Raw genomic sequence first — 20,507 nt, 5'->3', positions numbered from 1 at the left:
TTGCTCTCTCTAAAACCGCATCAATATAAATTTAAAATTACACTACCAGTGGCGCACGCAACCAGTTCACTTCCAAAGTACGTTCGATCAAAGCGAGACACTGTGCTGTATCAACTTGCAAGCAAACGCGCGTCTCAGGACGGCGTGCTTCCCAACCCGGTTCTGCATAGCTCAAAGTACCGCCCAGTCTGTCCATCATAGTTTGTCCATTGCCCATGCCTTCCAGCTGCACGCGCACACGGCCGTCTTGCGTTTGGAAGAGTTCTGGCGCGACTAAATACACAAAGGCAAGGATGTCATGACCGTAACAAGCATGTCCTAATTCAGGACGTGCCTTGAGATGGAAATCACTATAAAAATTCACCGCGTGCTGCAAAGTGGTCAAGGCCAAATGCTGCTGATGGTACTGATGATGCTGTGCTAACTGGGCGAAATAGGCAGACTGCATCACCACTCTATGTGTGACATCTAAACCTACCATGGTTAAATTCCAACCAGCGGTAAATACCAGGTCAGCCGAGTGCGGATCGTTCCATACATTGGCTTCAGCCACAGGAGATACATTGCCCGGTTCGACCACCGTACCCGCCATCAAGATGACCTGCTTAATCAGCTTAGGCAATTGCGGCTCCAGCTTTAATGCCAAACCTAAATTGATAAAAGGCCCCACCGCGACTATCGTAATTTCGCCTGGAAATTGACGTGCCATATTGACGATAAATTCGGCAGCTGATGCCGCTTCAGCTTGTCCAGAAACCGCGACACGCGATGGCAAATTACCCAAGCCATCATCGCCATGAATAAAGCCGGGTGGCTTACCGGGCGCTTTCATCAAGGGCAAGGCACCGCCTTCAGCCACCGGAATTTCGTAACCAGCGATGCGAGTCAAATACAAGGCATTCGCGGTCGCTTGCGGCACAGTAACGTTACCGAACGTGGTCGTGATACCAACAATGTCGATCTCAGGATGTGCCAATGCGAAGTACAAAGCCATCGCATCATCAACGCCCGGGTCGGTATCAAAAATTACTTTATGTGACATAGATAACTCGCTAAAAATTTCTTATTACTGCTAACTATTGTGTTCGCAAAGACCAGAAAGCAAACCTCTCAACACGGAGACACAGAGATTAGGAGATAAGCGGGAGGACAAACAAGTGCTTATCTCTGCTTTGTTTTTCCTCCCTCTCTCTGTGTCTCTGTGCCTCTGTGCTTAGAGGTTTTAATTTTCCACATGCCAAATGAACTGCATCTCAATGATGCAAAACTTCATTCTTAGCGCGACTTAACGAAAGGCACACCCAGCGCTTTTGGTCCAACCGACTTTGCCATCACGCCGGCTAAGACGATCACCGTCACCACGAATGGCAGCATCTGGATTAAAGATCCCGGAATCTGACCAACTACAGGGAAAGCCACGCCTTCCATTTGAATTTGTAGTGCAGCGAAAAAGCCAAACATCAAACACCCCAAGGCCGTTTGCAGCGGTCGCCAGTTACCAAATACCATCGCAGTTAGTGCTAAGAAACCGTTACCCGCCGACATATCGCGCAAGAAAAATCCACTCTGTACTATCGCCAAATACGCACCAGAAAACGAACAAAGTACGCCACCACACAAGAGCGCTAAATACCGTGTTTGCGCGACATTGATACCGGCCGCATCGGCCGCATGAGGATTTTCACCGACAGCACGTAAGCGCAAGCCAAAACGGCTGTGATAAATAAACCAGTGCAAGAAAGGAATTAAGGCAAAAGCCAAATACACCAAAACAGTGTGGCCTCCCAAAAATTTTCCAAGCAACCAATTCAATGCAGGTATGTTTGACCACCAATCAGCAAATGGAAAATTCCATACCGCAAAACGCGCCGCACCCAAGTCGGGACTACGGCCACCGAGTTGAAAGAAATACTGTGCCAAGACGAAGGTTAAACCCGACATCGCAATATTGATCGCGATACCAAACACCAATTGATTGCCTTTTTGATTGATCGCCACATAGCCTTGTAACAGGACAATGCAACAAGACACCAACATCCCTGCTGCCACGCCAAGATATGGATTCTGGGTTGCATAAGTACAGGCTGCGGCGGCAAATGCCGATGCCAACATCTTGCCCTCCAAAGCCAAATCAATGATGCCACTACGTTCTGCAAACACACCAGCAAACGCTGCAAACAACAAAATAGGCGCGCTGCGTATGGTCGACACCAAAATACTAGAGACGTGAAAATCTTCAAGCATGTTTTTCTCCTTGCGCTTTTCGTCCGCGCATCAAATGCAAAACGCGCGTCAAAGCCGGTGCATACATATTTTCCATGGCACCACAAAATAAGATGATCAAGCCTTGAATAAATACAAAAGTCTCAGGTGGAATATTCGATTTTTCTAAAGACAGATCAGAACCACCTTGTATCAAAATACCGAATAACAGAGCCGACATAAAAATCCCCACTGGATGCTGACGTCCCATCAAGGCCACCGCGATACCGATAAAACCAGCACCATTGGTGAAGTTGAGACTCAAATAATGCATGGAACCGGCCAGCATATTCATCGCCGCCACACCAGCAAAAGCACCCGATATCAGCATGGTGACGATGACCACGGTGGAGATAGAAATACCCGCATACAAAGCAGCATGGGCGCTTTTACCCGCTGCACGTAAGGCATAGCCCCAACGAGTACGCCACACCAACACACCATAGGCTAACAAACAAAATAAGGCACAAATGAAAGTCAGATTTAAAGGTGTATCGCCTAATGCTGGAATCCAAGAATTCAAGCGCGGCAACCACGCAGTCTCGGCAAATACGCGACTGGCGGGATTTTGTTCACCCGTCGGTATCATGTAAGTGATGATGATAAAGTTCATCAAAGAAGCGGCGATAAAATTGAACATGATGGTCGTGACCACCACATGACTACCGCGCTTGGCTTGCAAATAGCCGGGTAAAAAAGCCCAAGCCGCTCCAAACACCGCAGCACCCGCCATCGCCAATGGAATCAGTGTCCACGTCGGCAGACTGGCATCAAATTGCAAGATCACTAAAGTTAAACCCAGCCCACCCAAATACATTTGTCCATCACTACCGATATTAAACAAACCTGCTTGCATAGCGATGGACACAGACAATCCGGTAAAGATAAAAGTCGTGGCGTAAAACAAGGTGTAACCCAAGCCCTCGATATTGCCCAATGCGCTATTGAGCAAAATACCTAGTGCTTCAATCGGACTCTCACCCAACAGATAAATAACACCCGCGGCTACCAACATCGCCGAGAGCAAATTCAACAGAGGCAGAGCGACATTGGTCGCCCAACGTGGTAATTCAGAATTCATTTATGCAATCCACCCATCAATAAACCTATGCGCGTCGTGTCGTAATCGGCGATATTCAATTCACCCGTGATACAGCCACCCGACATAACCAAAATACGATCAGCTAAAGCACGAATTTCTTCCAGCTCGGCTGAGACTAAGAGGATAGCAACGCCTGCGTCACGCAAGGCCAGCAATTCGGTATGAATGCGCTGTATGGTGCCGATATCCACACCACGAGTCGGCTGTCCCACCAACATCAATTTAGGTTGTGCCGCGATCTCACGTGCCAACACAATCTTTTGTTGATTGCCACCCGACAGTTGCGATAAACGCAAATGTGAATCCAAAGGACGTACTTCAAATTGACGGAGTAAGGCATCGCTAGCTGCGATACATTTTTTCTTATCGAGATAAATTTGATCGGTCTGCTGTCCCAATAAAATATTTTCCCAAACGGTGAATTCTTTCACCACGCCGTCACGCAAACGATCTTCTGGCACATGCGATACCCCCAACTTACGAAGTTTGGCAGCCAAAGTCGCGTCTTTTTTCTGGAAGTTCAATTGGCAATCATTGATTTGCACGGTGCCGGCAAATTTGTCGCCATTCAAATTGCGCATGCCAGCCAATATTTCTAATAATTCGGATTGACCGTTACCAGAAACCCCCGCAATCGCCACAATTTCACCTGCGCGTACTGAGAAATTTAAATGACTCAATAAGTGCACACCTTGCTGGTTCTGCAAACACAAATCTTCGACCTGTAACACCACATTACCCGCGGACAAAGCCTGGCGCGGCAATTCAGTCGCTACACTGCGACCGACCATTTTATGAGCCAGCTCTTCTTGATTGGTGTGAGCGGTTTGCAGTGCGGCGACTACACCGCCTGCGCGCATCACCGTCACCTCGTCGGTAATTGCCAAAATTTCGGGCAATTTGTGGGTGATTAAAATGACGGTTTTTCCTTGCTGTTTAAATAGTCGCAGGATGACAAACAAGGCTTCTGTTTCTTGCGGTGTTAGCACGGCGGTTGGTTCGTCCAGAATCAAAATGTTCGCGTTGCGATACAACTGTTTCAGGATTTCTACGCGCTGTTGCTCGCCGACTGAGAGTGTATTGATACGGGCATCCAGTTTGATCGCGAGACCGTAGTCGTCGCATAGTTTGACTAACTCGCCCGCAATACGAGCGCGGTGCGAACGCAAACGAAAACCACCTTCCATACCTAACATAATGTTGTCCAACACGGTCATATCTTCAACCAACATGAAGTGCTGATGCACCATGCCTATGCCAAGCTGTATCGCTTCGTGACTATTGCGTATGGTTTGCGGCTGGCCGTTGATGAGTATCTCACCGGAGTCAGCATGATAGTAACCATATAGGATACTCATTAAGGTGGATTTGCCGGCCCCGTTCTCACCAATAATGCCGTGTATCGTTCCTTGCGCGATGGAGAAACTCACGACGTCATTCGCCAGAACTTTACCGAAGCGCTTTGATATATGGCGGAATTCTACTGCTGTAGGCATGTTATCAAATCAAGTAGGTTGAAACGTCTCTATCTCCGTCACTGCGGGCTATCGAATTCTTTTATCGATACTAAGGACACAAAGAATAGTGAATAACTGGTGATAAGACGAAAATTCAGAAGAAATGAATTCAGACAAAACAAAGCCGCAGCACAAGTAGGCTGCGGCTTTCTGAAAATTATAAGGGGCAACGGCTCGCTTCGCGATAATCAATCACTTTGACTTTGCCATTCAGGATATCTTGCTTAGCGGCGTTCACACGTTTTTCGATTTCTGGTGTGATCAGACTGCGATTGTCTTTATCTAATGCCCAATCCACGCCACCTTCTTTTAAGCCTAAATTAGAAATACCTGCTTTCCACGTACCATTTTTTACTTGCATAAAACTATCGTAGATCGCGTTATCAACTCGCTTTACCATCGAGGTCAACATCACGCCAGGGAATAAATAATTTTGATTGGAATCGACACCAATCGCCATCTTGCCTTTTTCTTTAGTCGCCTGCAAAGCGCCCATACCACTACCACCAGCAGCGGCAAAAATAACATCGACACCGCGTTCCATTTGCGCACGTGCCAACTCGCCACCTTTGGCTGGATCGTTCCATGCGGTCGCTGTGGTACCGACAATATTCTGTGACACATCAATCTTCGCATCGACAGACTTAGCACCCTGTGTATAGCCACACACAAAAGCACGAATCAAGGGGATATCGATACCGCCTATGAAACCCAATTTTTTAGATTTTGATGCCAGTGCTGCTGCCACACCAACCAAATATGAACCCTCTTGTTCCTTAAATAAAATTGAGCTGACGTTCGCACCTGCAGCGGTACCATCTACCAACACAAATTTTGTCTTAGGGAATTCTTTTGCCACCGTCTGTACCTGCTGCGCATGGGTAAAACCAATAGCTGCAATCAGATCTACACCTTTACGTGCCAAACTACGCAAGACTTGCTCGCCCTGTGCATTGCTCATCACCTGTGCGTCGATGTAAGAAATCTTCGTGTCTTTTTTGAAGCGCTCAGCGCCTTCATAGGCGGATTGATTAAAAGAGCGGTCAAATTTACCGCCGGCGTCGTAGACCAAAGCGAATTTGGGCTGATCTGCAAATGCCGCTGTCGACATAGAAAAAAGAACACTGAAAACTAGTGAAGAACGCAGTTTCATATTGGCTAGACTCCGAAATTTCTTGATTAGCTTGATTAGCTCAATTCGCCAGTTTTGCTTTGTTAGCAAGTCTGACCACTTTTTAATTTAGCGCGAGATTATAAGGGCATTCACTGCTTCTGTAACTGCAGCAACTGTCGCTCAACCGCTTCTCGATACGGTATTGACGTTTGTGCACCCAGTTTCGTCACCGCCAATGCCGCCGCACTTTGTGCAAACATACAAGCCGCACGTACATCACGACCTTCCGCCATCGCCACTGCAAAGCTACCCACAAAGGTATCACCGGCGGCAGTGGTATCAAGCACTTCAACTTCAAAGGCAGCTAAAAAATAGGCATTTGCTGGGGTTGCTACCCACATCCCCAAAGCACCCAAAGTTAACAATATGACTTTCGCGCCACGTGCTAACAATGCCGCTGCCGCTCTCTCAGCAGTCACTACATCAACGACAGCTACACCACTTAATAGCGCAGCCTCAGTTTCATTCACCACCAGAAAATCAACCTGGCACAAGAGTTCATCAGCTAAGACTTGCGCAGGTGCTGGGTTCAATACCACTTTGACATTGGCTCGCCTCGCACATGCAATGGCATGCATGACGGTAGCAAGCGGTGTTTCCAATTGGCATAATAACAGTTTAGCCTCGGCAATAGTGTTACCCGCTTTGTCAATATCTGCCGTGCTCATTAGAGCATTTGCTCCAGTTGTTAATACAATACAGTTTTCGCCTGCATCATCTAACAAAATTCCGGCCACGCCCGTCGCACTGCCAGCCATCACCCGCACATGTTGCACATCAATACCGTCTTGCACCAAAGCTTGCACGCAGCTTTGGCCATTCAGATCATCGCCAACATTGGCCACAAAATGTACTTTAGCGCCCATGCGCGCCGCAGCCACTGCCTGATTCGCCCCTTTACCACCATGCACTTGATGAAAGCTATGTCCCATCAAGGTTTCGCCGGGCACTGGCATACGCGGCGTTTTGAACACCATGTCCATATTGACACTACCGACGACAGCGATTTGCGGTTTCATATTCTTCCTACTCAAGACATTGTATGGCGGATGATTTATGCATAACTAATAGGTGATTAATTCACTCAATAAAATCCCAAAAACGCTGCACAACATGCTGCTGATGAGCTGCTAACAAGCTCAGTCAACTACCGCGCTGTAATTTTTGATTGCAAAAACACGCTCAACATTTCCAAACCTTTATCAAAGCCGTGATTGTTTGGAATCACCAAATCGGCATTACTGCGGTGTGGCAAAATGTATTTTTCAAAGGCAGGTTGATGATGTTTACTTAAACGATAAATAACGTCATCCTGATCATAACCACGCTCAACCGCATCACGTTGTACACGTCGATAACGACGATGATGCTCCTCCGCGTCAATAAATACTTTCAAGTCAATGATGTCATACAGTGCGGGATTATGTAGTGCATAAATACCTTCCAACAGAACGATAGGCGCCGCTGGGATATGAAAAATCTTAGGCTCTACGTCCGCATTATTGAAAGTGTATTCAGTAATTTGTAAGCTTTCACCATCGCGCAAACGCAATACATCTTGATAAAACTTATCCAAATCCAAAGAGGAAGGAATATCGAAGTTTTCAATCTTATTTTCGTCTTTCGACTGCTGGTCAATCGACTTGTAATAATTATCTTGAGACAGCAAAGCCACGCTACCCGCGGGCATGGACGCTAGCAGGGAATTGATGAAAGTGGTTTTACCGCTTCCACTTCCCCCAGTAATACCGACGAGATATGGTTTCATTAATGGCTTACCTATCTAAAAAATAAAATTCTGAAATAACGAAATGCCTAAGCACAGCAGCTCACTCAAAAAGCGGTATTTAATTAACTTTGCATGAACCGCAATGATTAATCATGTGCTGATGAATCGAGGGGCGAGAGTATAGCCGCATTCGGCTATTTTCGGAAACATGGGCAGAACCACTAGCACACCAGTTAAGCAATCACTATTTCACGCTTCAGCCCAAGCTAAGTCCTCATTTCATCACGAATAATCGTCAAAGCCTCTCTAAATGCAAAATTGTCTATAGCCGCCGTCAGGCGTTTTACTGCTTGCGGAAAATGAAACGCTATACTCGCTCGCAATTGATCATAGAACTCACTGGCATCAAGATCATCTCGTTCCAGCAATTCACATAATTGCTTTAGTTGCTCAGCCAGAGCATCTGGCTGAATGACTTTAGCAGGACGACTCTGCGGCAAGGCCTGTGGCAACAAGCGATGCAAGGCTTGCACCACAACATTTAATTCCATGTCCAAACTATTAAGCTCAGTCTTCAATTGCCCGATGCCTGCTTGCGCCTGCGTGTTTGATGGAGTGTTTGATGGAGTGTGGGATTGAATGTTGGATTGAGTTTTTGATCGATCGTGTAAGCGAATACTGCGCTCGGCATCCGCCGCATATTCTTGTAACTTCAAGAATCCCAAGGTCCCAGCCAAGCCTTTCAAAGTATGCAGAGCCCGCTCTGCTTCTTGCATTTGATCTTGCTCTATCAATTCGATCATTTGCCGCCCATCCTGATGATGTTCAACACTAAACCGTCGCAACAAATTGGTCAGGCGAGCAAGATCGCCATTGAGCGAACGTAAGCCGGCTTGCAAATCAAACCCTGGGATCTGTAGCAAAATAGTATGCAACTCGGCTTCTTCGTGATGGTCCAAACCACTGGCAGAATCCATCTGTGGCATCACCTTATTCTGCTCGATACTGAGCTCAATAGCTTGCGGCAACCACGCCGCAAGAATTTGAGCCAATAAATACGGATCAACCGGTTTGGCTAGATGATCATTCATTCCTGCTTCTATCGCTGCACTGCGGTCTTCGGCAAATGCATTCGCGGTCATCGCAATGATAGGCACTGTTTTATAAGCGTCCAATTCGCGTATTTGACGGGTCGCCGTAATCCCGTCCATCACCGGCATTTGGATGTCCATCAAGATCACGTCGTAATTGTTTTCGCGCGCGAGATCAATTGCCACTTGCCCATTTTCTGCGATATCCACAGTCAAATGAATTTCACGCAACAACTCCCCAGCAACCTCTTGATTCAACTCATTATCTTCTACCAATAAAGCTTTAGTTCCCGCTTTAAATCTCTGTACCATTTGCTTAGGCTGCTGAGTCGCGCGCTTTGCAAAAGCTTGCCCCCAATGCCTTTGTATCGTTTCAAATAACATAGCAGGCATCACAGGTTTAGGAATGAAAGCGGTAAATCCACCGACACTTACCTCGTCCGTAGGGCAACCACTGCTGCCACTCACAAGAATACAGACCGGCATGAACTTCAATGGCAACAAACGTATTCGTTGCCAACTCTGCGTTCCATTCAGCTCAGGCATTTGCCAATCGGTAAAAATAATCTGGTAAGGATCACCATCAGCATCCGCTTTAATCACGCTCTCAACTGCCAAACGTCCATTTGACACAGAGTCTGCACGTGCGCCCATGTCGGTCAACATATCGACTAGCAACTCGCGGGCTTCCTGAATATCATCGACGACCAATACTCTGGTTCTGGGAGGCAAAGCGCTCATAGGACGAGGCGCGGCAGAGACTTTGGTTCCAAAAGGAAGCTCCACCCAAAAGGTGCTGCCTTTACCCAAACTACTTTCTACTCCTACCTGCCCCTCCATCAAATCGGCCAATCTGCGGCAAATCGCCAAGCCCAAACCTGTTCCACCGTAGGTACGGGTGGTCGATACATCGGCCTGCTGAAAAGCGGCAAATAATTTAGCCTGCTGTTGCGCATTCAAACCAATACCCGTATCCCGCACCTCAAAACGCACCCGCACCTGATCTTCAGTTTTATCGACAATACTCCCAACTAACATCACGCTGCCACTCTGAGTAAACTTAATCGCATTGGTGACGAAGTTCAATAATATCTGCCCCAAACGAACCCCATCACCATGCAATAAAGGAGGAATATCATTGATTCTGGCAATCACCTCCAAGCCTTTCATTTCTGCTTTTTCGCTCGTCAAAGCAAATACATTTTCTACCACCCGCTCTAACTCAAAATCGGTAGGATCGAGGCTCATTTTGCCGGCTTCAATTTTTGAAAAATCCAAAATATCATTGATGATGGAAAGCAGATGCATAGCGGCACCAGCCACTTTATCTAACTGATGTTGTTGGTGTTCACTGACCGTATCACGTCGTATCAAATGCGTTAAACCGATAATCGCATTCATAGGCGTGCGGATTTCATGGCTCATATTGGCTAAAAACGAACTCTTAGCGCGATTCGCCTCCTCTGCCAAATTCTTAGCCACCAGCAAGGCTTCATTTGCAGCCTGCAACTCGGCAGATTGCAATTCCAGTGTGGCACTCGCGGTCGCCAATTTCGCGGTGCGCTCTTTGACGATGACTTCGAGTTCATTACGATAATGACTCAGCTCGCGTTCGGTTTGTTTGCGCTTCGTAATATCAACCCAAATACCAGTAAGAAATGTGCCTGAACGCAAAATTAATGGACGCATAGAGATCCAATAATCGCGCACTCCACCGTCTTTTGTACGACGCTGATTTTCGAATTCCAAACCACCATTGGAAATAATTAAATCTATGCGTTCATCCACTTCTTTCCGAGATAAAGTCGCCTGGATATCATACAAACTTATGGTTCGAAATTCATCTTCGGTATACCCAAGCGGCTCATAAGTCGCACGATTGAAATTAGTGAAATGCAGCGTCTCAAGATCGACTACCACTATCCCAATAGGCGCTTGTCCCACAATGCTGGAATACAATTCCTCTCGCTCTTTCAAAGCGACCAAGGCGCTAGTACGCTCGTCTTGGACACGTTTGAATACAGTGACAGCACGTGCCAAATCGTTGATGAGGGAGCTGGGCTTTAGCGCCAGAGTTTGAATTGCATGAAATACTTTGTTCTCGTCATTGATCTCAATTCCAGAACTCAGCTTTTGCAGACCGATACTAATTAGATCAAGGCGACGCCCCAAATTCATCGCGATGAACAACCATAAAATAATCATACCCAAAGCCCCCGCCTGGCTAACTAGACTGAGTCGTTCTGACATATCCTGAAGTTTCTGGCGCGCTGCTGCACTGTTCTGAACCGCATTTTCCATATAAATATTGGCGATATCAGACAAGATAAAATTTAAATCGGCATAATGTTCTACCGCTTGATCTAAATGACGATTGGCCACATTGATGTCGATAGCAATGCTATCCGTGCTGGCCAATACAAATTGACGAAATTCAGCAAAAGCAGTGATAGCCGCTGGAATTTTTTCTTGCACTAAGTTGAAATCATGGGTTGTACCTAATGTCAGGATTCTTTGATCCAACTTGGCGACTTTCTCGGCGACGGCTGCGTGAATTTGAGAGGCCTGCTCTTTTTCAATTTGACCGGACTGTGCTTTTCCCAAAGTCTGGGTAACAATCTTTTGCACTTCGAAAGCTTGGCGACTAATCTCTGTTGCCTCTCGCGCTGAGCTGACATCTCGCTCTTGCTCCAGCGCCAAGCTCTCCTGCGTTTCAGTCAACACACTGCGTGTCAGGTTATCAAAAATCGTGCCCGCAATAACAGCAAAAGCTACTGGCAAAAAAAACACCAATAGAAAACGTATACGTTTTAAATTACGCGTGTTGGTCAGTGCAAACATCGAATACCTTTACTACGCTAGTGAATCATCAATACCACATCGCCCCAAAAGAAAACCATCCACCATCTGATTGCCGAGCGCATGATTAATCGGAATTTCTATTTAAAATTAATCCTCAGCTAATGCCACAACATCCTCTTCAGGATCAGAAAAATGTTCTGAGATAGCGACAATTTCGTCCTTCATTTCCAAGAACGCATCCACGATATCGGGGTCAAAATGCCGTCCACGCCCTTCCGAAATAATCGCAATCGTATCCTCTAAAGAATGCGCTAGTTTGTAATGACGACGTGAGATTAAAGCGTCAAACACGTCCGCAATCGCCATCAATCTGGCAGGCAAGGGAATTTGTTCGCCCATCAAACCTAAGGGATAGCCTGAGCCATCCCATTTCTCATGATGACCGCCTGCGATTTGCTTACAGACTTCCAGGAAATCAAGCGCAGACGCACTAAACAGATGAGGGGACATGATAGGAGGCATAAATCCGTTCGCCTCTTTTTCCCGGCCGCGACTCACACTCTTGATCGCATCGTCGATCGCCTGCACACCAATAGTCGCATGCGTCTTCATGATTTCAAATTCTTCTGGGGTTAGCTTTCCAGGCTTTAACAAAATACCGTCCGGAATTCCCACTTTCCCGATATCGTGTAAGGGCGCTGCTTTGGCAATTCGTTTCCGTGCTTCCGGATCAGTGAGCTGACTGGCGAAACGAGGGTGATCTTTAAGGTGCTCCATGAGCACCTCAATATAGGACTTGGTACGATGCAGATGATTGCCGGTTTCATTGTCGCGTTTTTCAGCTAAGCTCGCTAAAGCATGCAAACTAAAATCTTTGATGACTTCGTTTTCTAGCGTACGCCGATACACTTCAGCATCCAAATAAGCATTTTGATTGGCCAAGCGATCACGCGAGGCTTTCAACTCAAGATGTGCTTTGACGCGCGCAAGTAACAACATAGGCTTCACAGGCTTGCTGATGTAGTCAACCGCGCCCAAGGCCAAACCATGTTCTTCATTTTCATCGTCATCCATTGCGGTGACAAAAATCACAGGGATTTCACGCGTTTCGTCTTGCTGTCGCAGTATCGTCAATACCTGGTAGCCATCCATTTCCGGCATCATGACATCTAATAAAATGAGATCTGGCTGCGGCAGACTTGCGGCGATTTCCAATGCCCGTGCGCCAGAGTTAGCCACACGTACGTGGTAAAACGGTCGCAACAAGTGACCAATGACATTCAGATTTTCCTTAGTGTCATCCACCACCAGTACGGTTTGTTCTATGCGCTGCTCGGATAAAGTCATAACACCACCCTTTTAGGGAGTTTCAATTAATCTCAGTCAATCTTTGGCACAGACATGAACATAGACATCATCGCCCCCATCGCAACCCCATAGACATCCACTCGACGTGGATTAAGACCAGTAATTAATTACCAACTATTTAAATCAGGGAGTTTTCACCTGACACATTGCCAATTAGAAATACTAACACTATTTAACTTATACCCCGAAACCCCAGTTACATCAATCCATAGGAGCGCAACAATCAGACCAAACCAATACAAAAAGCGACAATGACTTGATCTAAATTCAGATATCAACACAGGCCAAGCCACTAGAATCTGTTGACATAAATAAACCAAGCTTATCTTTGCCAAGCAGCTAGTCGCTTGCGGGATTTTAATGATAAGTCTAAAATCAATTTCCCAAATACAAGCTTTTTTCCGCCCATCCATCTCTGCGCGCAGGCCGGCCTTGCGCCAACTTCAACAGAATATAGAAAAAGCTCGTTATGCGACTCGACCAGTTATTTTTAAGCAACAGCAGCTCCCTATCCCTACTCACTGGCGAATATGATGTGCCGCTAGTAGCGCTGTCCTTATCGGTCGCGATCTTAGCCGGCATCATGGCCTTTCAACTGGCAGGCATGGCTCGCACGGAAAAGCGAACATTTAATCGCCAAATTTATTTACTCTCTGGCGCATTCGTGCTTGGCTCTGGGGTCTGGTCTATGCATTTTGTTGGCATGCTGGCCTTCAGCGTTTGTAGCACGGCGCGCTATGACAGAGTAATCACCATTATGTCTATGCTGCCCAGTTTTTTGGCATCTTGGATTGCACTACTCTTGATAGCAAAAGAACGTGTGACACGCTGGCAATTGCTCGTCAGTGGTGTGCTGGTTGGAGCGGGAATCGGTGTCATGCATTACAGCGGCATGGCAGCGGTACATAAATCCTTGATCTTGCGTTTTGACCCGACTATTTTTGCTGTCTCCATCGTCGTTGCAGTCGCACTTTCCATACTCGCATTGTGGTTACGTTTTAGGCTGATCGACGATCAGCGTATCAGTGCGCATAAAATTGATATCATCAGCGGCATCGTACTCGGATCTGCTATCTCGGGAATGCACTACACCGGCATGCAGGCAACTCACTTTATGATCAACGCCGAATCCAACTTGGCACCTAGCTCCAATTTTGATCTGGCGCTTTCCATCGCGGGTATCACCACCTTAGCCATACTTATCACGGTTGCAGGTAATGTCTTACTGCGCTATCGCAGCATTTATCAACGCATGGTACAAACCGAAGCACGTACCCGTACCATCGTCGAAACTGCGGTTGATGGCATCATCACCATCGACAGCAAAGGCATTATCCGTGATTTCAATCACGCCGCTGAAATCATCTTTGGCTGGCAATCTCACGAAGTCGTCGGCAACAATGTCAACATGCTTATGCCCGAGCCGCAACGCGGACAACATGATAGCTACTTGCGAAATTATCTGATCAGTGGCGACGCCAAAATTATAGGCGCTGGTCGTGAGGTGATAGGTCAGCGCAAAGACGGTAGCAGCTTTCCACTGCGACTCGCCATCGGCGAAGCTGCGCAGCAGAACAACACGCTATTTGTCGGCTTTATCACCGACATCAGCCAACGCAAGCAGATGGAAGAAGCCTTACGCAATAGTGAGCAACAATATCGCTCATTAATCGGCAACCTACCGGGTATCGCGTTTCGCTGCCGATTTGACCAAGATTGGAGCATGCTCTTTATCAGCAATGCTGTAGAGCGACTGACTGGATGGACACCCGAGGATTTCATACAAGGTAAAAAAACCTTCGCGCAACTATTGCACCCCGACGATATACAGTGGACCAGCGCTAAAGTGAGCGAAATGCTCGCTACCGATATGGCGTACATGATCGAATATAGGATTATTGATCGCTCTGGCAAAGAGCGTTGGGTATCGGAGAGCGCCAGCGGTGTACGCGGCGAAGATGGCGAGATTAAATGGATTGATGGCGTCATCATCGACATCACCGACAATAAACAACGCAATGCCGAATTCGAAGGTGTAGTCAATGCGATTGGTCGATCCCTGGCGGTCGTCGAATTTGATTTGAACGGCACCATCATGCATGCCAATCAAAATTTTTTGGATATCACCGGATACCGCCTCGATGAATTGGTCAGTCGCAAGCATGCGGTGTTGTGCTCGACCACTGAAAGCAATTCCGCAGAATATCTGGCGTTTTGGGAAACGCTACGCAAAGGTATTTATACTTCTGGGGATTTCCAGCGCTTCGGCAAAAACGGCAAAGAGATCTGGATACACGGTAGCTACAATCCTATTTTCGATCCAGATGGTCATCCCTACAAAATCATTAAATTTGCTAGCGACCTATCAGAACGCCACGCGATGGAACAAGACTTGCGTGTAGCAAAAATTAAAGCCGAACAAGCCGCCGCTGCGAAAAATACTTTCCTCGCGAATATGAGTCATGAAATTCGCACGCCTATGAATGCCATTTTGGGCTTCACCGATGTGCTACTCAATGAACCGGTGAGTGAAACACAACGTCGTCATTTAACTACGGTGCGCAACTCCGCCCGTTCCTTACTCACCCTACTCAACGATATTTTAGACACCGCCAAATTAGAACACGGCTCGGTCGAATTAGAAGTCCGGGATTTTTCCTTGCGCGAAGTCTGCATGCAAGTCATGGCAACGCTGCGCATCAATGCACAAACCAAGGCTTTACCCTTGATTTTGGACTACCCTGAATCGATACCCGACTACTTCCAAGGCGATGCGCTACGCATACAACAAATACTACTCAACCTTATCGGTAACGCCATCAAGTTTACCGAAAAAGGTGAAGTCGTTTTACACGTCAACAAGCAAGGCGATAAAGTCCATTTACGAGTACGAGACACAGGCATTGGTATCGCGCCCGATCGATTGGATCACATTTTTGTTCCGTTTGCGCAAGCCGACGCGTCTATGAGCCGACGCTTTGGTGGCACCGGACTAGGCACATCCATTTCTCGCCAATTGATCGAATTAATGAATGGTCGCATTTGGGTTGAAAGTGAGCTCGGTGTCGGTAGTCAATTCCATGTTGAGATCCCACTAGCCCTTGGTAATGCAGTAATAGCAATAGAAGAAAACGATGTTATTCAACTCCCGCACTTGAATATATTAGCCGTTGATGATGTGCCACAAAATTTAGAACTCTTACAAGTCATGCTAGGTAACCTGGGTCACACCATCACGACGGCGTCGAATGGCGCTGAAGCACTCAACATTTTCCCTAAGCAGCGCTTTGACATCATACTGATGGATGTACAAATGCCAATTTTAAATGGATTGGAAGCCAGTCGATTAATTCGAATATTGGAAGAGAAAGATCAACTGCCGCCTACGCCCATCATCGCTTTCTCGGCCAGTGTACTAGAAGCTGATATAAAAGCTACCAAACTAGCTGGCATGGATGGTTTTGCGCACAAACCCGTGGATTTGCCGCGCCTAACACATGAAATTGCCCGCTTACTAAAGTTGGATATAGGAAATCCTGACGACGCTAAGCGCCACCGCAAGGCCATCGACATGACCATCGAACAGCTTAGCGGCTCAGTGATCGACTGGAGCCGCGGTCAACACTTATGGGGTAGTGAACAGCGCCACCGTGAGGCCTTACAACAATTTTTAGTAGGTTTCCGCGATACCGTGCCACGCTTGCGAAGTATGCTAGAAGCGCCGATTGAATTCGCCGAATTGGTACATAAACTAAAAGGTGCGGCTGGCAATCTGGCACTCTCTCGCACAACCAATTTATGTAATGCCATAGAAGCACAACTCAGCACACAAACGCCGCATGATTCCCACTCTTTATTGGATCAACTGGCAGTTGAAATAAATAATGTTGTAGAAGCATTAGGTGAATTCGAGATCACAACCAATACCGCGCCCAAAGCTGCAATGCTCGCAGAAAAAACGGTGGTAGATGCAGAGAAGTTACTCCCGCTATTGCAAGCATTAGATAAGAATTTAGCACGCGGAGAATTGGCCGAAAATATACTCGATGAACTCGCCACCTTATTGCCCGAGTCTGACTTCGAATCACTCAACCAAATCGTCAATTCATTCGACTTCGACGCAGCACGAACTATGATAACCAATTTATACAATCACTATCGTCCTCAAGGAATTCTGTCATGAAACCAATAGACGAGCGACCTAAAATTCTAATTGTTGACGACGCTGCAACCAATTTGCAAATTTTGCGCCAAGTGCTGCATGAAGACTATCGCCTCTTGTTCGCACTCGATGGTGAAAAGGCACTCAAGCTCGCGCAAGAAGAAGCGCCGAATTTGATCTTGCTCGATGTGATGATGCCGGGTTTAACGGGTTTAGAAACATGCCAACGACTCAAAGCCAATCCTGCCACCAAGGCGATTCCCGTGATCTTTGTCACGGCATTGAGCGAAGTCAGTGATGAATCTGCTGGTTTTGAAGTTGGTGCGGTGGATTACATTACCAAACCGATTAGCCCGCCCGTCGTACGCGCACGGGTCAAAACACATCTGTCTTTGGTTGGTGCAGACGAGTTACAGAAAACCCGTTTGCAAATCATCCAATGCTTAGGTCGCGCTGCCGAATATCGCGATAATGAAACTGGCTTACACGTGATACGCATGAGTCACTATTCACGCCTGCTCGCGCTGGCAGCGGGCTTTAGCGAAAGCCAAGCCGACTTATTATTCCATGCCGCACCAATGCACGACATCGGCAAAATTGGCACGCCAGATCACGTCTTGCTCAAACCCGGCAAACTAGATCAAGACGAATGGGCAATGATGCAAAGACACGTTTTGATGGGTGCAGAGATCTTGGGCGAACACGATTCGCCCTTACTCCAAATGGCACGCACGATAGCGCTCTATCACCACGAAAAATTTGATGGCAGCGGCTATCCTCATCGCATCGCAGGCGAAGCGATTCCTATTGAAGCGCGCATCGTCGCCATCGCCGATGTGTTCGACGCATTGACCTCGGTTCGCCCCTACAAAAAAGAATGGAAAGTACAACAAGCAGTCGATCTATTACTCAGCGAAAAAGGCAAACACTTTGATCCTGAACTGGTCGATTTGTTTATCGCACAATTACCAGCGGTGGTCGAGATTAAAGAAAAATATGCGGAAGAGACAGCGGCCTGAACTGTAGAAAAACCAAAGACTAAATAACTCGCTGCGCTTCGTAATAATGGTTTTCACCTTCATCAACGTAGTGACCAATCATTGCGAATCCATGCGCTTGCAAACAAGCGACATAAGCGTCTTGCCCCAACGAATGTGACAAAAGGCCAGTGCTCGCGTCTCGCCACTGACAAGCCTGTAGCGGTGCAGTGAACAACAAACGCCCACCGAGTTTCAAATGCGTTGCAAGACGCTGAATCAAAGCCAATTGATCCGCTTCATCAAGCAAAAATAGCAAACCTATCGCCAACACCGCATCAAACTGCTTAGAAAAAAACGTACTGTCTTGCACCCGCGCGCAAGCCACAGGAATGGATGGAAACCGCTCTTGAAAATGCGCGAGCAAAGTAGGTGAACTGTCGATTGCCCAAATCTGCAAACCCACCTCGTGCAAAACACTCGTCACCGGAAAACCCGCACCACAGGCAAGCTCCAACACTTCCGCATTAGGACTTAAACTGGCACACCAAACTTGCAACACCGCTGTACCAATTGTTGAGTGATCACGTGCACGTAGAAATTCTAGTGCGTGAGTTTCGTAGGCGGTGGCGGAATCGATAGACATAGTTTTACAACGAATGCTTGAAATTAAGTCGATGAACCAGATTGGGTTCGAGAGCGACTAATAGAACGCTTAATCAACATCAAGCACAAACTAGTCAACACCGCTGCACCAAACACAGTAATCGACATCGGCAAGGCCATTACCAACAACCATAAATGTTCAGCAGGAATCCACGCAGCATAAATGCCAATCAAAAATCCTATCACGCCTAAAATCAACAGCACCAACACGATCAAGCTTGACATCTTTGGCTTAAAAAATAAGCCGAGAAAAATCCCTGTTAGATTGGTGATGATCCAGATGTAATCGGTGTTTTCCATGGAGTTTTAAAGTTAATTTGAGGAGTTGTTGAGAGTAAGCCCAAATTCAACCTCAACGCAGAGATGAAGGGATCGCCTTCATTAAAATAAATAGAACTGAAGTTGTCATACGCAATTCTCTGTCGATCGTCTTGTTATGTGTAACTATCGTATGTGTAATTGTTCAAATTCGATCGCGACCTCAGGCTTTAGACGCAACTTCAACAATGCTGTGTGATCTGCGACCACGCCACTTGCCATCAAGAACTCATCGTTATGTTGCAATTCAATTCGGATGCTATCAAGCTCAATTAACGTCATCTGAATCAATTGTTTTCCTAGTCGTCTCCAACTTATAGAAAATTCACTAAAGGATGCGCCAATTATCACAATAACTTCATCGCCACCCCTTTGAGTGACAAATGTTAATTCTTGATATTCCCATGGGATCGTATCAGGTCCAACAATCCGTGGCTCGGCCTCAAAAAATCCAATTAGCTCGTGATTCTCAGGTAGTGAAATCAAGCGCCCCCCTAATACACATAACGCCTTGCTTACCAGCCCAACGGAGCAGAGCGAGCTTGTGGCGCATAGTTGGGGCCGAGTACAGCAAATTGTTAGATTTCATATTGGGCCGTTATTTTTTTGATCAAAGCAATAAAGCTGTTCATCAATCTCACGTAGAGGGCGACTGTTTGCTGATGCAATTTTGGTTAGATCTTTGGCATACTCAATATACTTTTCGTAGCTATACGTGCCGTAATACGGCTTTATGCCCGTTAATGCTCTGTAAGCCCTAACATCTATTATTGGGAATACATCTGGCTTTATAAATTTGAGGATAGCACTGGCCATAGGGAAGCCAATACCTTGCGACAAGACCAGCTTTTCTAATACTTCTTTAACGATATCGTCGTCTAGGTTTATATTTGTGCTTGCTGACAATCTATTTAAAACATGAAGAGTATCTTGAGTCACGGAAAGCACTCTATCAGATTTCCATAGTGAAACCCTTCTTAGGTCTTCATCTGTAATCGAATTTGATCCATTCAACTTCGCATGAAGCTCGGCTGTCTCCTTTTCGTTATAAGAAAACGTGAAATTTAGCTCATCCGTGGAGCTGTCGTATTTCTTATAAGTTTTCTTTTCTTTTGCCACTTAACTCTCCCAGAAATCTAACGTAGAGCTAACCGACGCTGCGCGGCTTTATCGCGCAGCGTCCAGCGACCGAAGGGAGCGAGGTTGAGCGCCATGTTGGACGAAGCCGCTACGCGGAGAAAACAAAGCATACCAACTCCGAAATTCAAAATTACAATTCTATCTCAAGCCTTCAACGGTGAAGGCACTATTTTGAGGAGAATTGATCATGAATCACGAC

The 20,507-nt window shown here is 46.6% G+C and carries 15 protein-coding genes; 2 read left to right on the top strand and 13 right to left on the bottom strand.

Annotation, left to right across the window (positions count from 1 at the left end; translation table 11 throughout):
- Positions 1-37 precede the first annotated feature (37 nt).
- From ACFFJH_RS05870 to ACFFJH_RS05830, 9 genes are all read right to left on the bottom strand, one after another.
- Positions 38-1,042, bottom strand: a complete 1,005-nt coding sequence (locus tag ACFFJH_RS05870; RefSeq protein ID WP_390210857.1) for a nucleoside hydrolase — start codon at positions 1,040-1,042, stop codon at positions 38-40.
- 233 nt (positions 1,043-1,275) lie between these two features.
- Positions 1,276-2,244, bottom strand: coding sequence for an ABC transporter permease (locus tag ACFFJH_RS05865; protein ID WP_390210855.1), 969 nt, complete (start codon positions 2,242-2,244; stop codon positions 1,276-1,278).
- Positions 2,237-3,343 carry an ABC transporter permease gene (locus tag ACFFJH_RS05860; protein ID WP_390210853.1) on the bottom strand — a complete coding sequence of 369 codons (1,107 nt, stop codon included), beginning with the start codon at positions 3,341-3,343 and terminating at the stop codon, positions 2,237-2,239. Before ACFFJH_RS05860 ends, ACFFJH_RS05865 begins: the two co-directional genes overlap by 8 nt.
- The gene (locus tag ACFFJH_RS05855) at positions 3,340-4,860 is read right to left on the bottom strand and encodes an ABC transporter ATP-binding protein (RefSeq protein ID WP_390210850.1); all 1,521 of its coding nucleotides are present in this window, start codon (positions 4,858-4,860) and stop codon (positions 3,340-3,342) included. Before ACFFJH_RS05855 ends, ACFFJH_RS05860 begins: the two co-directional genes overlap by 4 nt.
- A gap of 178 nt (positions 4,861-5,038) precedes the next feature.
- The gene (locus ACFFJH_RS05850) at positions 5,039-6,034 is read right to left on the bottom strand and encodes a BMP family lipoprotein (RefSeq protein ID WP_390210848.1); all 996 of its coding nucleotides are present in this window, start codon (positions 6,032-6,034) and stop codon (positions 5,039-5,041) included.
- Positions 6,035-6,144: 110 nt separating this feature from the next.
- Positions 6,145-7,074, bottom strand: coding sequence for a ribokinase (gene rbsK / locus ACFFJH_RS05845; protein ID WP_390210846.1), 930 nt, complete (start codon positions 7,072-7,074; stop codon positions 6,145-6,147).
- 128 nt (positions 7,075-7,202) lie between these two features.
- The gene (locus ACFFJH_RS05840; RefSeq protein WP_390210844.1) at positions 7,203-7,823 is read right to left on the bottom strand and encodes a uridine kinase family protein; all 621 of its coding nucleotides are present in this window, start codon (positions 7,821-7,823) and stop codon (positions 7,203-7,205) included.
- A 227-nt stretch (positions 7,824-8,050) separates the two neighbouring features.
- Complete coding sequence (locus ACFFJH_RS05835; protein ID WP_390210842.1) at positions 8,051-11,716, bottom strand: hybrid sensor histidine kinase/response regulator; 3,666 nt, start codon at positions 11,714-11,716, stop codon at positions 8,051-8,053.
- Between the two features lie 108 nt (positions 11,717-11,824).
- Positions 11,825-13,024 (bottom strand): response regulator, encoded by a 1,200-nt coding sequence (locus tag ACFFJH_RS05830; protein ID WP_390210840.1) that lies wholly within the window; start codon positions 13,022-13,024, stop codon positions 11,825-11,827.
- Positions 13,025-13,514: 490 nt separating this feature from the next.
- Here ACFFJH_RS05830 and ACFFJH_RS05825 point away from each other — a divergent pair, with 490 nt between their 5' ends.
- Positions 13,515-17,228 carry a PAS domain S-box protein gene (locus ACFFJH_RS05825; RefSeq protein ID WP_390210837.1) on the top strand — a complete coding sequence of 1,238 codons (3,714 nt, stop codon included), beginning with the start codon at positions 13,515-13,517 and terminating at the stop codon, positions 17,226-17,228.
- Positions 17,225-18,226: a response regulator gene (locus ACFFJH_RS05820; protein ID WP_390210834.1), complete on the top strand. Its 1,002-nt coding sequence runs from the start codon at positions 17,225-17,227 to the stop codon at positions 18,224-18,226. Before ACFFJH_RS05825 ends, ACFFJH_RS05820 begins: the two co-directional genes overlap by 4 nt.
- Before the next feature lie 19 nt (positions 18,227-18,245).
- Here ACFFJH_RS05820 and ACFFJH_RS05815 read toward each other — a convergent pair whose 3' ends face one another.
- The 4 genes from ACFFJH_RS05815 to ACFFJH_RS05800 all read right to left on the bottom strand — a co-directional run bounded on the left by ACFFJH_RS05815 (position 18,246) and on the right by ACFFJH_RS05800 (position 20,287).
- Positions 18,246-18,830: a class I SAM-dependent methyltransferase gene (locus ACFFJH_RS05815; protein ID WP_390210831.1), complete on the bottom strand. Its 585-nt coding sequence runs from the start codon at positions 18,828-18,830 to the stop codon at positions 18,246-18,248.
- Between the two features lie 23 nt (positions 18,831-18,853).
- Positions 18,854-19,150: a hypothetical protein gene (locus tag ACFFJH_RS05810; RefSeq protein WP_390210829.1), complete on the bottom strand. Its 297-nt coding sequence runs from the start codon at positions 19,148-19,150 to the stop codon at positions 18,854-18,856.
- Between the two features lie 144 nt (positions 19,151-19,294).
- On the bottom strand, positions 19,295-19,459 hold the full coding sequence (locus ACFFJH_RS05805) for a hypothetical protein (protein WP_390210827.1): 165 nt from the start codon (positions 19,457-19,459) through the stop codon (positions 19,295-19,297).
- Between the two features lie 294 nt (positions 19,460-19,753).
- Complete coding sequence (locus tag ACFFJH_RS05800) at positions 19,754-20,287, bottom strand: hypothetical protein (protein WP_390210825.1); 534 nt, start codon at positions 20,285-20,287, stop codon at positions 19,754-19,756.
- Positions 20,288-20,507 lie beyond the last annotated feature (220 nt).

It is taken from the genome of Affinundibacterium danionis (assembly GCF_042432465.1).
GTDB classification, from domain to species: domain Bacteria; phylum Pseudomonadota; class Gammaproteobacteria; order Burkholderiales; family Burkholderiaceae_D; genus Undibacterium; species Undibacterium danionis.
The sequence above is the reverse complement of the archived record's forward strand: the minus strand, read 5'-3'. Positions and strand labels throughout refer to the sequence as shown.